This window comes from Nonomuraea sp. NPDC049028 (assembly GCF_043197735.1).
Lineage (GTDB): Bacteria > Actinomycetota > Actinomycetes > Streptosporangiales > Streptosporangiaceae > Nonomuraea.
Genome location: NZ_JBICTR010000007.1, coordinates 217,767 through 231,696, shown reverse-complemented (window position 1 = coordinate 231,696; position 13,930 = coordinate 217,767). Strand labels below are relative to the sequence as shown.

Annotated in this window: 10 protein-coding genes; 2 read left to right on the top strand and 8 right to left on the bottom strand. The window is 69.5% G+C overall.

Translation table 11 applies throughout. The features are described 5' to 3' along the window. Positions 1–208 precede the first annotated feature (208 nt). The 5 genes from ACGFJ2_RS28280 to ACGFJ2_RS28260 all read right to left on the bottom strand — a co-directional run bounded on the left by ACGFJ2_RS28280 (position 209) and on the right by ACGFJ2_RS28260 (position 6,828). Positions 209–874 (bottom strand): NUDIX domain-containing protein, encoded by a 666-nt coding sequence (locus tag ACGFJ2_RS28280; RefSeq protein ID WP_357957520.1) that lies wholly within the window; start codon positions 872–874, stop codon positions 209–211. Between the two features lie 53 nt (positions 875–927). Then, positions 928–2,712, bottom strand: coding sequence for a DUF4434 domain-containing protein (locus ACGFJ2_RS28275; protein WP_357957522.1), 1,785 nt, complete (start codon positions 2,710–2,712; stop codon positions 928–930). 43 nt (positions 2,713–2,755) lie between these two features. Then, entirely contained in the window at positions 2,756–3,844 is a 1,089-nt protein-coding gene (locus tag ACGFJ2_RS28270) for a glycosyltransferase (protein WP_357957525.1), read from the bottom strand. 19 nt (positions 3,845–3,863) lie between these two features. After that, the gene (locus tag ACGFJ2_RS28265; RefSeq protein WP_357957527.1) at positions 3,864–5,126 is read right to left on the bottom strand and encodes a nucleotide sugar dehydrogenase; all 1,263 of its coding nucleotides are present in this window, start codon (positions 5,124–5,126) and stop codon (positions 3,864–3,866) included. 115 nt (positions 5,127–5,241) lie between these two features. After that, positions 5,242–6,828 (bottom strand): glycosyltransferase, encoded by a 1,587-nt coding sequence (locus ACGFJ2_RS28260; RefSeq protein ID WP_357957529.1) that lies wholly within the window; start codon positions 6,826–6,828, stop codon positions 5,242–5,244. A 155-nt stretch (positions 6,829–6,983) separates the two neighbouring features. On the opposite strand from ACGFJ2_RS28260, the gene wecB reads away from it, so the two are divergent. Both wecB and ACGFJ2_RS28250 read left to right on the top strand, forming a co-directional pair. Continuing rightward, positions 6,984–8,114 (top strand): non-hydrolyzing UDP-N-acetylglucosamine 2-epimerase, encoded by a 1,131-nt coding sequence (gene wecB, locus ACGFJ2_RS28255; RefSeq protein WP_357957531.1) that lies wholly within the window; start codon positions 6,984–6,986, stop codon positions 8,112–8,114. A 69-nt stretch (positions 8,115–8,183) separates the two neighbouring features. Then, positions 8,184–10,220, top strand: coding sequence for a glycosyltransferase (locus tag ACGFJ2_RS28250; RefSeq protein WP_393473218.1), 2,037 nt, complete (start codon positions 8,184–8,186; stop codon positions 10,218–10,220). Between the two features lie 2 nt (positions 10,221–10,222). Here the strand turns inward: ACGFJ2_RS28250 and ACGFJ2_RS28245 are convergent, their stop codons facing one another. The 3 genes from ACGFJ2_RS28245 to ACGFJ2_RS28235 form a co-directional block, all read right to left on the bottom strand. Beyond that, positions 10,223–10,918, bottom strand: coding sequence for a hypothetical protein (locus ACGFJ2_RS28245; protein WP_357957535.1), 696 nt, complete (start codon positions 10,916–10,918; stop codon positions 10,223–10,225). Positions 10,919–11,026: 108 nt separating this feature from the next. Beyond that, entirely contained in the window at positions 11,027–12,388 is a 1,362-nt protein-coding gene (locus ACGFJ2_RS28240) for a flotillin family protein (protein ID WP_393473214.1), read from the bottom strand. A 69-nt stretch (positions 12,389–12,457) separates the two neighbouring features. Then, on the bottom strand, positions 12,458–13,924 hold the full coding sequence (locus ACGFJ2_RS28235; protein WP_393473211.1) for an SPFH domain-containing protein: 1,467 nt from the start codon (positions 13,922–13,924) through the stop codon (positions 12,458–12,460). Positions 13,925–13,930 lie beyond the last annotated feature (6 nt).

Below are 13,930 nucleotides of genomic sequence, written 5' to 3'. Positions count from 1 at the left end.
ATCGTGCACCGCTCCGGCGCCTGCCCGCGGAAACCGGGAGTGGAGACCGTCAACCGGGACCTGCGGATCCGCGACCATCCGCCGCCGAGCCTCGCCGGGCGCGGATCGACCCTCTCCTAAGGGCGGCCGCGCTCCGCCTTGATCGCCGCGTGAGGCGCCGCCCCTAGGTTCGGGTGCTGTTCCTTCATGGAGCTATTCCTTCATGGAGCTATTCCTTCAAGGAGCGCAGCATCGGGGGGTGGAGCAGCTCGGCGGGGCCGCGGCGGTGGAGTTTGGCCGGGCGGCCGCCGTCGCGGGTGGTGGTGGCGCCCGTCTCGACCAGGAAGCCTTCCGCTTTGGTGACCTTGCGGTGGAAGTTGCGCGGGTCCAGGGGGCGGCCCCAGACGATCTCGTACACGCGCCGCAGGTCCGCCACCGTGAACTCCGGCGGGCAGAAGGCGGCGCCCAGCGAGGTGTATTCGAGCTTCGCCCGCGCCCGCTCGATGCCGTCCAGCATGATGCGCCGGTGGTCGAAGGCCATCACGGACAGGGTGTCGACGGGCTGCCAGCTCATGTGGGCCTTCTCCGAGGCCGGCAGGTCCGGAGCCAGGCCGAGGTAGGCGACGCTGACCACGCGCTGGCGGGGGTCGCGGTCCGGGTAGCCGTAGGTCTGGAGCTGCTCCAGGTGCACCGGGGCGCCGGGGAGGCCGGCGCGTTCGGCCAGGATGCGCTGGGCCGCCGCGGGGAGGTCCTCGTCGAGCTGGATGAAGCCGCCAGGCAGCGACCAGCGCCGCAGGAACGGCGGGTTGTCCCGGCGCCACACGAGGGCGCACAGGGCCTGGCAGCGCACGGTGAGCACGACCAGATCGACGCTCACCGGGATGCTCGGGACCATGGCAGGCACGTTACACGCCGACCGGCCCAGGTCGCCCTCAGCGGCGGGCGCGCTCACGCCGCGATGCGGACGTGGAGCGGCTCCGTGGTGGCCTTCCCCGTGGGGAGTTTCACGCCGACCTTGACCCATTCGTCCGGCGGCACCTGGGCCCAGTCGAACGGCACCCACGCCGTCTGCATGCCCTCCGGCAGATCCTCCAGCGGGTCCTCGTCGAGCCAGCCCACGGCGGAGATCACCAGTTCCTTCAGCTCGTCCCCGTACTGGAGGGTGACCGTGCCGTCCTTGAGGTTGTACCCGCGCACCTCCACCCCGTCCTGGATGTCGCGGGAGCGCCGGATGGCGTCCACCGCGATCGGGCGCTGCCAGTCCTGGCTGATCTGCGTTTCCAGCGAAGGGGAGCCGCAGGTCAGGAAGTCGCTCCACATGTAGGAGACAATTTTCTGAACGTACCTGCCGGCCATGGTGACGGCCTGGTCGAGGCGTTTCTTGTCGGTCTGACCGCGGGTGCCCTGCGGGGCGCACGGGCGATCACCGGAGGGCTCGAACGCCTCGACATTCGCCCAGAGCTGCACGTCGAAGCCCGCCTGGAGCATCTGGTCGCGGGCGGCGGACATCTCGCGGTAGTAGTCGCGCGTCGAGCCGTGGTAGGCGGTGCCGTACGTGGTCTCGCCCACGACGGAGCGCAGCCGCTCGTCGACCTCGGTGTCGCGCTGGTCGGGCCAGAACAGGCCCACCTTGCCGGTGCCGCGGCTGTCCTGCGGCGCGATGATGCCCACCCCGGTCTTGGCCAGCGCCACGAACGCCGCGGCCACCTGTTTGGGCGTCTGCCCGAAGGGGACGCGCTTGCGGGCGTCGAGGTAGGGGCTGATGAGGATGGGCTTGCCCAGCTCCTGCTCCACGATCTGGTGCTGCTCGGCGTACACCTCAAGGGTGGGGTTGCCGGCGAGCGTGTCGGCCATCTGCACCTCGAACGGCTGGTAGACGCCACCGAGCGAGGTGCGCCCGGCGAAGCGCGCCCCGTAGTCCTGCAGGATGCGGCGGGTCAGCGTCCGAAGTGTGTCGATGTGCTTTTTGTTGGCCCTGGTCGGGGTCACGGGGTCGCGCGGCGCGAGCGGCAGCGCCGGGAAGACCTGCACACCGAACTGCTCGCCGAGGTCGAGGAGTTGCGTCAGGCTGTCGGTGTCCGAGCCGGCGACGAGGATCAGGTCGTACGGCTTGGGCTTGGTGAAGTCGCAGGTGGCGTCGTCGGAGCCGTCCATCGGGGTGAGCACGCGGAAGTACACCCGCTTGCCCACGGTGATCTTGCGTTCCATCTGGGGGCAACGGAACAGGCCGGGCCCGAACGACTCGTCGGTGCGGTAGACGTATGTGCGGGCGATCCGGTTCTTCGGGTTCGCCTTCTGAAGGTCGAGCTCGGCCGCGTCGCGGCAGCTCCGGCCGTCTTCCACGCAGTCCTTGTAGAGCGGGTCGAGCTGTCCGTCCTTGGTCTGCACGCGCCCCTCGTCGTCGGGGGTACGAAACTGCAGGCCGTAGCCGATCCTGATGACCGTGTCGCCGCCGAGGTTGTGGATGTCCTCCATCTGGTGGCGCCAGGTGCAGGGGTTGGACTTGGGGGTGATCCAGTAGCCGGTGACGGCGTAGGGAGCCTTCTCCTTGGTCTCGAACGTTCCACACCGGTCGGTGACCTCGCTCACCTTAGGCGTGGGCTCCGTGCGGGTCGGCGTCGCCTTGGCCTGCTGGCTGGTCTTCTTCGGAGGTTCGTCGTTGGGCAGCACGACGATCACGGCCGCGACGGCGGCCAGGATCGCAGCGCCGAGAAGCACGAGAAGCCAGCGCACGTTGAGGAACCTACCGCCTTAGTGATCTGCCGAGGATAAGCCGCTAGTTCTTGACGCCTGCCCACGATTCGAGCTGGGCCACGAACCTCTTGGCCGAGTTGGGCCAGTGGTGGTTCGCGCGGGCCGCCGCGTAGCCGCGCGCGCCCTGCGCCCGCCGCTCCCGTACGTCGTCCCTCAGCGTCAGTACGGCCTGGGCCACGGCCTTCGGGTCCTCCCACGGGACGACCACGCCGCTGTCATACCGCTCGACCAGCTCGACCGCGCGGGGAGACGGCGTCGTGATGACCGGGATGCCGTGGGCCATGTACTCGACGATCTTCGTGGGCATCGAATGACGGTAGTTCGGCTCGTCGTGCAGCAGCGAGAGCCCGGCCAGCGCGCCGTCGAGCCGCTTCAGCGCCTCGTCGTTCGGCATGAAGTCGCGCCACTCCAGCAGGCCCTCCGTGACGGCCTGGTTGAGCATCGGCCGGCTGTACGGGTCGGCGTAGCCGATCAACTCCACCGCCACCCGGTACGGCTGGAGCAACCGGGCCACCTCGACGGCCTCCATCACGCCGCGGGCCCTGGACAGCCACCCCAGGTACACCACCCGGTCGTCGCCGGGCGGCGTGACCGAGTCGGGGACCCAGGTCTCGTTCGGCACGATCAGGTGGGCGTGCTTGAACCGGCCCGCGTAGGCCGTCTCGGCCAGCAGCAGGTGCAGGTGGCGCTCGGCGGTGCCCTCCAGCATGCGGGCGAGGAAGCGTACCGGGGGCCGCAGCAGCGACGGCAGCCACGGCTTGAGGGAGAGCGTCGCCGGGGTGTCCTCGTGGACGTCCCAGACCACGGGCGGGCGGTTGCGCACGCCCCAGATCGCGAACAGCAACTCCGGATCGTGGATCAGCACGATGTCGACCTTGCGCCGCATGCGCTTGAACAGCCTGCGGGCGGCCCAGACCCCGGCCATGCGCTTACGCTGCGCGGCCCTGGGCAGATCGACGCCGTTGACCCAAGGACGAGGCACGACCCCGTGGGCGGTGAACGAGGCGGCATACGTGACCTCATGACCTGCATCCACGAGGGCACGGATCTGCCTATGCAGGATCCTCGCGTCCTCGGGGTTATGCACCACCGTCATGACGAGCACGTGCACTGCGCGCAGCCCTCCGTCGCTACAGCCGCTCGACGCGTTCACCCTCGGTGAGAACACCGCGGGTGTCGAGCACGAGCCTGGCCTTAGCCTCGACCATGTCGAGGTCGAACGCGGCGTGCTGCTGCAGCAGCAGCGTCACGTCGGCGCCGACCACGGCCTCGGCCAAGTCCTCTTCACGGGGCACCGGGGTGCCGTCGACCGACCACTCCTTGACATGCGGGTCCGCGAACGTGAGCTCGGCCCCCAGTTCCAGCAGCGCACGCGCCACCGGCAGGGCCGGGGTCTCCCGTTCATCGGCGATGTCCGGCTTGTAGGTCACGCCGAGCATAACCACCTTGGCGCCATTTACGGCCTTTTTATGCCTGTTGAGCAGACGCTGTACCCGTGCCACCACATAGGACGGCATCCGCTCGTTGATCTCCTGGGCCAGCTCGACGAACCTGAACGGGTAGCCGAGCTTGCGCACCGTGTACGACAGGTACGACGGGTCGACGGGGATGCAGTGCCCCCCGACGCCGGGACCGGGCAGGAACTTCTGGAAGCCGAACGGCTTGGTGGCCGCGGCCTCGATCGACTCCCACAGGTCGATCCCCAGCTCGTCGCAGAAGATCGCCATCTCGTTGACGAGGGCGATGTTGACGTGCCGGTAGGTGTTCTCGAGCAGTTTGGCCATCTCGGCCTCGCGCGTGCCGCTGACCGGCACGACCTGCTCGATGAACTGGCCGTAGAACGCCGTCGCGCGGTCACGGCAGGTGCTCGTGTAGCCCCCGACCACCTTGGGCGTGTTCCGCAGCCCGAACTTGGGGTTGCCCGGGTCGATCCGCTCCGGCGAGAAGGCCAGGAAGAAGTCTTCCCCCGCGACCAGGCCCGAGGTCTCGAGAATCGGGCGGGCCACCTCGTCGGTGGTGCCCGGCCACGTCGTGGACTCGAGCACGACCAGTGTGCCCTTGCTCAGATTGCGCGCGACCGTCCCCGTGGCGCCCTCGACGGCGGACAGGTCCGGCCGGTGGTCCTCGTCCAGCGGAGTGGGCACGCAGATGACGATCGTGTTGCTCTTGGCCAGCACGGACTCATCGAGCGTGGCGCTGAACCCGTTGGTCAGCATGTGCTCGAGATCGGCATCGGTCAGGTCATCGATGTAGGACTGACCGGCGTTGAGCGCGTCGACCTTGCGGGGGTCGACGTCCACGCCGACGACCCGCAGACCGGCCGCGACCGCCTCCTTGGCGAGCGGCATGCCGACGTAGCCCAGGCCGATGACCGCCAAGTCGATTTCTGTCACAGCAGTGCCTTAGAGAGCCGGAAACAACACTTCATGGTCGCAAAGGCTATCTCAAGTCCACCTAGCTCACGCCTAATGCGACCGAACCCGTCACAACAGACAGCCAATCTGAAGGTCATCGTTCGGTAATGGAGCGGTAGAGAGACCGGTAAGTTTCGGCAACTCGGCCCCAAGTGCGCTTGGCGGCCACCTCTGCCCGGCCCGCCTCACCCATCGCCGCGCGCCTGGCAGGGTCCTCCCTGAGCGCGGCGAGCGCCTTGGCCAGCGCCTCCGGATCGCCCGGCGGCACCAGCAGCCCGGCGCCGTCGGATCCGACCAGCTCCGACAGCGCGGGCAGGTCGCTGAGCACGACCGGCTTGCCGAGCGCCATCGCCTCGACGGGCTTCAGCGGCGTCACGAGCCGGGTCACCCGCAGGTCCTCGCGGGGACAGGAGAAGATGTCGATGGCCGCCTGGGCCTGCAGCGCCTCGTCCGGACCCACACGGCCCGGCAGGAGCGCGCTCATCAGCCCCAGCTCGCCGACCAGCTCCAGCAGGTTCTCGCGCTCGGTGCCGTCGCCCACGATGAGCACCCGCACCGGCGTGCCCTCGTCGCGCAGCAGCGCCGCGGCCCGCAGCAGCGTCGCGAACCCCTCGTAGCCCACGATGCTGGACACCGACCCGACGACGATCTCGTCCTTCGCGATGCCCATGCTCGCTCTGAACGCCTCACCGTCGTAGGAGGCCGTGAGCAGCGAGTCGTCGACCGCGTTGGGCGCCAGGAAGATCCGCTCCCTGGGCACGCCCCGCTCGACGATCTCCGTGGCCATCGTCTCGGCCAGCGTGACGACCGCGTCGGCCTCGCGCATCAGGAACGCCTCGCGCTCGCGCTGGAGCACGTGGCGCTCGCTGCCGATCCGGCCGGGGTCGCGGGAGGCCCAGGTCTCCTCCAGGAAGCCGCGGACCTCGTAGACGAACGGCGTGCCGGTCCGCTCGCGTACGGCGTGCGCGATGGAGCCGTTGCGGTGGTCGGTGGCGGCGTGCAGCACCTGGGGCCGCAGCTCCGCGACGAGCTTGGTGACCCCCTCGGCGCCCTTGATGATCCGCCCGCGGGTCTCGAACGGCATCTCGCCGTGCCCGTCGGGCAGCAGCCGGTAGTAGGGGATCCCGTCGAGCTCCTCGAACGGCGGCGCGTCGGCGTGCCCCTGCAGCATCGGCCAGCCCCAGCTGGTGACCACGTGCGGATCCAGGCCCTTGGCCTGCTGCGCCATGACGATGCGGTGCGTACGGACCGTGTAGCCGGCCTGCGTGTACGGCAGGGCGTTGGTCACGCAGTGCAGGACCCGCCCGGCCACCCGGTCCACGACGGCCACCTTGGGCTGCGGCGGGATCGGGTCGGGGCTGATCGCGGCCAGCTCACCCCGGTAGTAGGCGGCCCTGCGCTTGACGAAGGGGTATTTGGTGTGTTCTTCGAGCACCGCCGCGGCCTGGCTGACCCGGCCCTGGTCCCAGTGCTCCTTGGCCTCGTTCCACGGCCCCTTGAGCACCCGCATGCTGAACTTGCGGACCGCGCGCCTGGCCCGGCGGGCGGCCGGCCAGGCGACCTTGCCCACGACGGGACGGAGGGCGGGCGGGAGCGACTCGGCCGCCGCCTGGGCCACGCGCACCGGGTCGGCCTTCACCTTCGTCATGACGACGCGGGAGACGATGATCGGGTGCTGCACGAAGCCCCTGATAAGGCCGCCGACACCGGCTCTAGCGGACTTGGCGGAAACCTTGCCGTTTGGTCTTGGGGAGTCTTCACGACTGGCGTCGGATGCCACGCGGTGACCGTACCATAGGCAGCGTTTTTTCCCTTCCGCTATGAAAGGCGAGGTCAATGAGGGAGAACCCCCTGGTCCTGCACGTTCTGGGCGCCCGTCCCAACTTCGTGAAAGCGGCCCCGGTGGTGCGGGCACTCGGTGAACTCGGCGTGCGGCAGGGCATCATCCACACCGGTCAGCACTATGACGCGCTGATGTCCGACGTGTTCTTCGCCGACCTCGGGCTGCCGGAGCCGGTGGCCAATCTGGGCGTCGGTTCGGGCAGTCACGCGAAGCAGACCGCGGCGCTGCTCGTCGGCCTGGAGGAGGTCGTTCTCGAGCACGACCCCGACCTGGTGGTGGTCTACGGCGACGTGAACTCGACGCTGGCCGCGATCCTGGTCTGCGCCAAGCTGGGCGTACGCACCGCGCACGTCGAAGCGGGCCTGCGCTCGTTCGACCGGGGCATGCCGGAGGAGGTCAACAGGATCGTCACCGACTCCCTGTCGGACCTGCTCTTCGCCACCTCGCCCGACGCGCTCTCGCACCTGGCGGCCGAGGGCGTGCCCGCCGCCAAGGTGCACCTGGTGGGCAACCCCATGATCGACAGCCTCTTCTCCGCGCTGCCGGCGCTGGACCCGGCGCCCGTGGTGGCCCGGCTGGACATACCGGCTCGTTATGCCGTGGCGACCCTGCACCGCCCGGCGAACGTCGACACCCCCGAGGCGGCCAAGGAGCTGGTCTCGGCCGTGCTGGACGTCGCCCGCCAGATCCCGATCGTGGTGCCGATCCACCCCAGGGGGCGTACCCGGCTGGCCGAGGCGGGCCTGGTCGACGGTCCCTCGGTCAAGGTGATCGAGCCGCTGGGCTATGTGGACTTCCTCTCACTCGTCCGGGGCGCCGCGCTGGTGGTCACCGACTCGGGCGGCGTGCAGGAGGAGACGACGATGCTGGGCGTGCCGTGCCTGACGGTCCGGCCCAACACCGAGCGGCCGATCACGATCACGCATGGGACCAACCGGCTGGTCACCCCGGCCCTGCTGCCGGCCGCGGCCGAGAAGGCGCTGGCCGACGGGGCCACGACGCCGTCGGGTGAGCTGCCGCCGCTGTGGGACGGCGCCGCCGGGCCGCGGATCGCCCGGGTCATCTCGGCCTGGCTCAAGGGGGACAACCTCTCACCCGCCGCACAGGGCGCGCGTTCCGAATAACCCCCTCATTCCGTACGGTCCCCGCCGTACCATGACATACCTCCGCTAAGCGATAAGGCGTGCATCCCCATGGCCGAAACCCCTGAAGAGCCCACGTACCAGCGACTCGGCCCCGTGAACTGGCTGCCCGAGGAGCGCAAGCTTGTCGAGCGCTACGAGGCGGACATCAGGGAGCTGCGCCGGAGGCTGGAGATAGCCGAGGCCAAGGCCGCCTATGCCACGTGGAAGCTGGAGGCCACCCAGGCCAAGCGGACGTTCAAGCTGGGTGAGGCGCTGGGGTCGAAGAGCCCGGGCAAGGTGCTGGAGGCGGTCAGGTCCAAGGACCGGGCGCCCAAGGCCCCGATCCCGGTCACCTTGGCCGTCGCGGCGGCCAACCACCGGCCGCCGCTGGTCGAGGTGCCGACCGTGAAGTGGCCGGCCGGGCCGGTGAACCGGCCGGACCTCAAGGTCGCCGTCATCCTGGACGACTTCTCCCGGCTGGCGTTCAGGTACGAGTGGGACCAGATCGAGTTCGGGCTCAAGGACTGGCCGGAGATCTTCGCCGAGAAGCGGCCTGACCTGCTGTTCTGCGAGTCGGCCTGGCACGGGAACCAGGGCCGCTGGCGCTACCAGATGACCGGGACGAACGCCCCCAAGGACCCGCTGCGCGACCTCGTGGCGTGGTGCCGTGCCGAGGGGATCCCGACGGTTTTCTGGAACAAGGAGGACCCGCCGAACTTCGAGTTCTTCATCGACACGGCCAAGCTGTTCGACTACGTGTTCACCTGCGACGGTGACATGGTCCCGAAATATCGTGAAACTTTGGGCCACGATCGGGTGGACGTGCTCCAGTTCGCCGCCCAGCCCCGCGTGCACAACCCGATCCAGCAGAAGCAGGGCCGCCTGCACGACGTCGTCTTCGCCGGCATGTACTTCCGCGACAAGCATCCCGAGCGCCGCGAGCAGATGGAGACGGTCATCGACCCGATCCGCGAGCTGGGCCTGCACATCTTCGCCCGCAACGGCGAGGTCGACGAGAAGTACGCCTGGCCGGAGAAGTATCGCCCGCACATCGTGGGCGAGCTCCCCTACGACCAGATGCTCGCGGCCTACCGGATGTACAAGGTCTTCCTCAACGTCAACTCGGTGCTCGACTCGCCCACGATGTGCGCGCGCCGCGTGTTCGAGCTGTCGGCCTGCTCCACGCCGGTCGTCTCCGGGTGGTCCAGGGCGATCGAGGAGACGTTCGGCGAGCTGCTGCCGATCGCCCGCGAGCCGGTCGAGTCGTACAACCAGGTGCTGCACCTGATCAACAGCCCGGAGCTGCGGGCCCGCATGGGGCACCTGGCGATGCGCGAGGTGTTCGACAAGCACCTGTTCACGCACCGGGTGGACCAGATACTCCGGTTCCTGGGGCGGCCCGTCACCACCGGGGCCCGGTCGATCTCCGTGGTGCTGCCGACCAACCGGGCCGCGCAGATCGAGCACGCGATCTCCTCGGTGGCCAAGCAGATCCACCGGCCGCTGCAGCTCGTCATGGTCCTGCACGGCCTGGACATCGACCCGGTGGTGGTGGCCGACAAGGCCCGCATGGCGGGCATCTCCGACGTCGTCGTCCTGCCCGCCTCGGCCGAGCTGTCGCTGGGCGCCTGCATGAACCTGGGCATCGCCGCCGCCGAAGGCGACCTGATCGCCAAGATGGACGACGACAACCTGTACGGCGAGCACTACCTGTCGGACCTGGTCAGGGCCTTCGACTACACCGACGCGGAGCTGGTCGGCAAGGGCGCCCACTACTCCTACTTCGAGGGCCTCAACACCACCATGCTGCGGCTGCCGGGGCTGGAGCACCGGTACTCGTTCCTCGTGCAGGGCGGGACGTTCCTCGGCAAGGCGGACATGTTCCGGTCGTACGGCTTCGCGGACATCACCCGGGGCGAGGACACGCACCTGGTCCGCAGGCTGAAAGAGGACAAGGTCAAGATCTACTCCGCGGACCGGTTCAACTTCGTCTATTGGCGCAGCGCCGACGCCTCCATGCACACCTGGCAGGCCGACCACATCAAGCTGACCAGGAACGCCCAATTCTCTTTTGTCGGCCGACCGGACGATCACGTGCTTGTTTAGTTTTATCTGGTGATGCGGGCCAGATTCTGGTCGGCCAGGCCGGCGAGCTCGAACAGGTCGGCGGGCGCCACCTTCCGGCCGACGACGAGCATGCTCATGATGACCTTGCCGCGCCGGATGACCACCGAGCCGATCTGCGCGTCGCCGTGGCCGCCCGACGCGGTGGTCAGGTAGGCCCGGGACTCCTCGCCCCGCGTGGGCATGCCCAGGTCGCGCGTACGGTAGGTCACCCGCGTTCCGTGCACGTCGGCCCCGTAGGAGGCGCACTGCGCGGGCAGCGGCGCGGGAAAGGCGGAGGCGGGCATGGACACCAGCGCCTGGGTGATCGAGTCGCTGCCGGAGGAGAAGGCGACCACGGCGGCGGGCGCCTCCGCGACCTCGGGCTTGGTCAGGTCCAGCTGACCGGCCCCGCCGCACTCGGGCCGGTCGAGCTTGGCCTGGCGCACGGCGGAAAGACCCTGCCTGGTGGACTTGAGTGAGCCGAACGCCCCGGCCTCCGGCCCGTAGGCCAGGCTCATGCCCTTGGGGGTGGGCAGCAGGCCGGCCCGGAGCCTGGCCGCTCCGGGCGCGGACCGGGACGGGGACGGGGTGGCGGACGGGTCGGCGGGCGTGGTGCCGGACGGGTCGGCGGCCGGGGGCACGTCCGGCAGGGGCGCGCCCACGACCTCGTCGGCGGCACATCCCGATATGGCCATCATGCTCAGACAAATGAGAGAAAGAGCCTTAAGCATGAATTCTCCACTCCCCTAAAGCGACTTACAATAAAACGCTAGAGGAAGCGCGGAGTAACAAGCCGAGCAACGGCGCTATTCGCGTAATTCAGGTGATTCGCGAACGACCTCGGAGTTTGCTCCATTGGGAGTGGGGACGGGGGCGACGGGCGCCTCCGACGCGGGCCGGTTGAGCAGCGTCCTGGCCAGGCCCAGACCGGCGCCGCCGAGCGTGAGCGCCTTGGCCAGCATCTCCTCCACACCCTGTGCGCCGTTGAGCACCACCATGTGCTCGACGTTGCCGAACGCCTTGGCGCCCGCCTCGACCACCTCGGGCCAGCGCTCGGCCAGCTGCTGGGCAACGACCGCCTCCTGGTTGGACGCCAGCGCGTCGGCGCGGGCCTTGATGGCGTCGGCCTGCGCCAGGCCCTTGGCCCGCGCCGCGTCCGCCTCGGCCATGCCGCGCAGCCTGGTCGCCTCGGCCTCGGCCTCCCCGAGCAGCCGGATGCCCTCCGCCTCGGCCTGAGCCCGCGCCACGGCGGCCCGCCGCTCCGCCTCGGCGATGGTGACCTGCTCGTAGGCCCGCGCGTCGGCCGGCCTGCGCACCTCTCCCTCCAGCCGCTTCTCGGCCAGCACCGCCTCCAGCTCGGCGGCCGTCGTCTGCTGGACCACGACCTCCTGGCGCGCGGTCGCCTCGGCGAGCGGCCCGGCCTGCTTCGCCTTGGCCGCGGCCCGGTCCATCTCCGCCTGGTAGCCGGCCTGCTGGATGCGGGCCTCGCGGATCGCGGCGGACTTCTTGATCTGGGCCTCCTGCTCGGCGCTGTTGGCCTCCTGGTCGCGCTGCGCCTCGGCGGTCCTGGCCAGCGCCGACACGGCGGCGGCGTGGGGGCGGCCGAGGTTGACGATGTAGCCGGTGGCGTCCTCGATCTCCTGGATCTGCAGCGAGTCGACGATCAGGCCGAGCTTGCTCATCTCGTCGGAGGAGGAGGTGCGGATCTCGTTGGTGAGCGCGTCACGGTTGATGATCAAGTCCTCGACCGTGAGGTTGCCGATGATCGAGCGCAGGTGCCCGGAGAAGAGCTGATGCGTCTTGTCGTCCACGGTCTTCTGCTGGTCGAGGAAGCGCCGCGCCGCGTTGGCGACGGAGGCGAAGTCGTCGCCCACCTTGTAGATGACCACCCCGCGTACGTGTACGGGGATGCCCTGCTTGGTCACGCAGTTGACTTCGAGCGGCGAGACCCGGCTGTCGAGTGAGATGCGGCGCGCGGTCTGGAACCCCGGCACGACCAGCGCGCCCTTCCCCGTGACGATCTTGAAGCCGAGCGTCTCCCTGCCGCGCGCGCCTAAGCCGGAGATGATGATCGCCTCGTTCGGCTCGGCGACGCGCCAGATAAGTTTGAAGGCGACGATGGTGACGAGTGCGATAGCTGCGATGACGCCGATGAGGATCAGGTCCATGGCTACTCCCAGGAAGAAGTGTCTGCCGACCAGACTTCCCGGCTCACCTGTTCGTGATAGTACGCCGGGTTATTGCGCTTTTCCAGAAGATTCGGAGCCGTTCGGGGTCGCGCCGTTGAGCAGCGCCCTGGCCAGGCCGAGGCCGGTGCCGCCGAGGGTGAGCGCCTTGGCCAGCATCTCCTCCACACCCTGTGCGCCGTTGAGCACCACCATGTGCTCGACGTTGCCGAACGCCTTGGCACCCGCCTCGACCACCTCGGGCCAGCGCTCGGCCAGCTGCTGGGCGATGACCGCCTCCTGGTTGTCCTTCAGCGCCTGCGCCCGCGCGCTGATCGCCTGCGCCTCGGCCAGGCCCTTGGCCTGGGCGGCCGCCGCCTCGGCGAGCCCGAGCGCCTTGGCCGCCTCGGCGTGGGCCAGCCCGCGTGCCTTGGCGGCCTGGGCCTCGGCCTCTCCCGCGACCTTGGTGGCCGCGCCCGCCGCCTCGCCGCGCAGCCGTACGGACTCGGCTTCGGCCGCGGCGGCCTGCTTGACCTGGGAGGCCTGCGCGACGGCGCGCAACTCGGTCTCGCGCGCCTCCGCCTCGGCCTGGGCGATGCGGGCGTCCCGCTCGGCCTGGGAGAGCGTGACGGTCTCGTACGCCTTGGCGTCGGCGGGCTTGCGGACCTGCGACTGCAGCCGCTGCTCCGACAGCTGCGCCTCCAGCTCGGCGGCCCTGGTCTCCTGGACGACGACCTCCTGCCTGGCCGTCGCCTCCGACAGCGGCCCCGCCTGCCGGGCCCTGGCCGCCGCCTGGTCCATCTCCGCCTGGTAACCGGCCTGCTTGATCTTGGATTCGCGTACGGCGGCCGCCTTGCGGGCGGCGGCGGCCTGCTCGGCCTCGGTGGCCTCCTGGTCGCGCTGCGCCTCGGCGATGCGGGCCACGGAGGCGACCTTGGCGGCGTGCGGCTTGCCGAGGTTGACGATGTAGCCGGTCTCGTCGTCGATCTCCTGGATCTGCAGCGAGTCGACGATCAGCCCCAACTTGCTCATCTCGTCGGCGGCCGACGCCCTGGTCTCGCTGGTCAGCCGCTCGCGGTTGAGGATCAGGTCCTCGACCGTGAGGTTGCCGATGATCGAGCGCAGGTGTCCGGTGAACAGCTCGTGGATCGCGCCGGTCATGAAGTCCTGCTGATCGAGGAAGCGCCGGGCGGCGTTGGCGATCGAGGACAGGTCGTCGCCCACCTTGTAGATCACCACGCCGCGGATGTGCACGGGGATGCCCTGTTGGGTGACGCAGGAGACCTGGAGGTTGGCGGCCCTGGTGTCCAGGCGCAGCCTCCTGGACGTCTGGAAGCCGGGCAGCACCGCCGTACCCTTGCCGGTGATTATCTTGAAGCCGAGGCTGTCCGGGCCCTCGCTGCGCCGGCGCGCGCCGAGACCCGAGATGATCAGGGCCTCGTTGGGCTCGGCGACCCGCCAGACGGCCTTGAAGAGCAGGATCAGCACGATGATGGCGACGAGGATGCCGCCGCCGAGAAGAAGGAGCTCGGGGGACATCGGGGG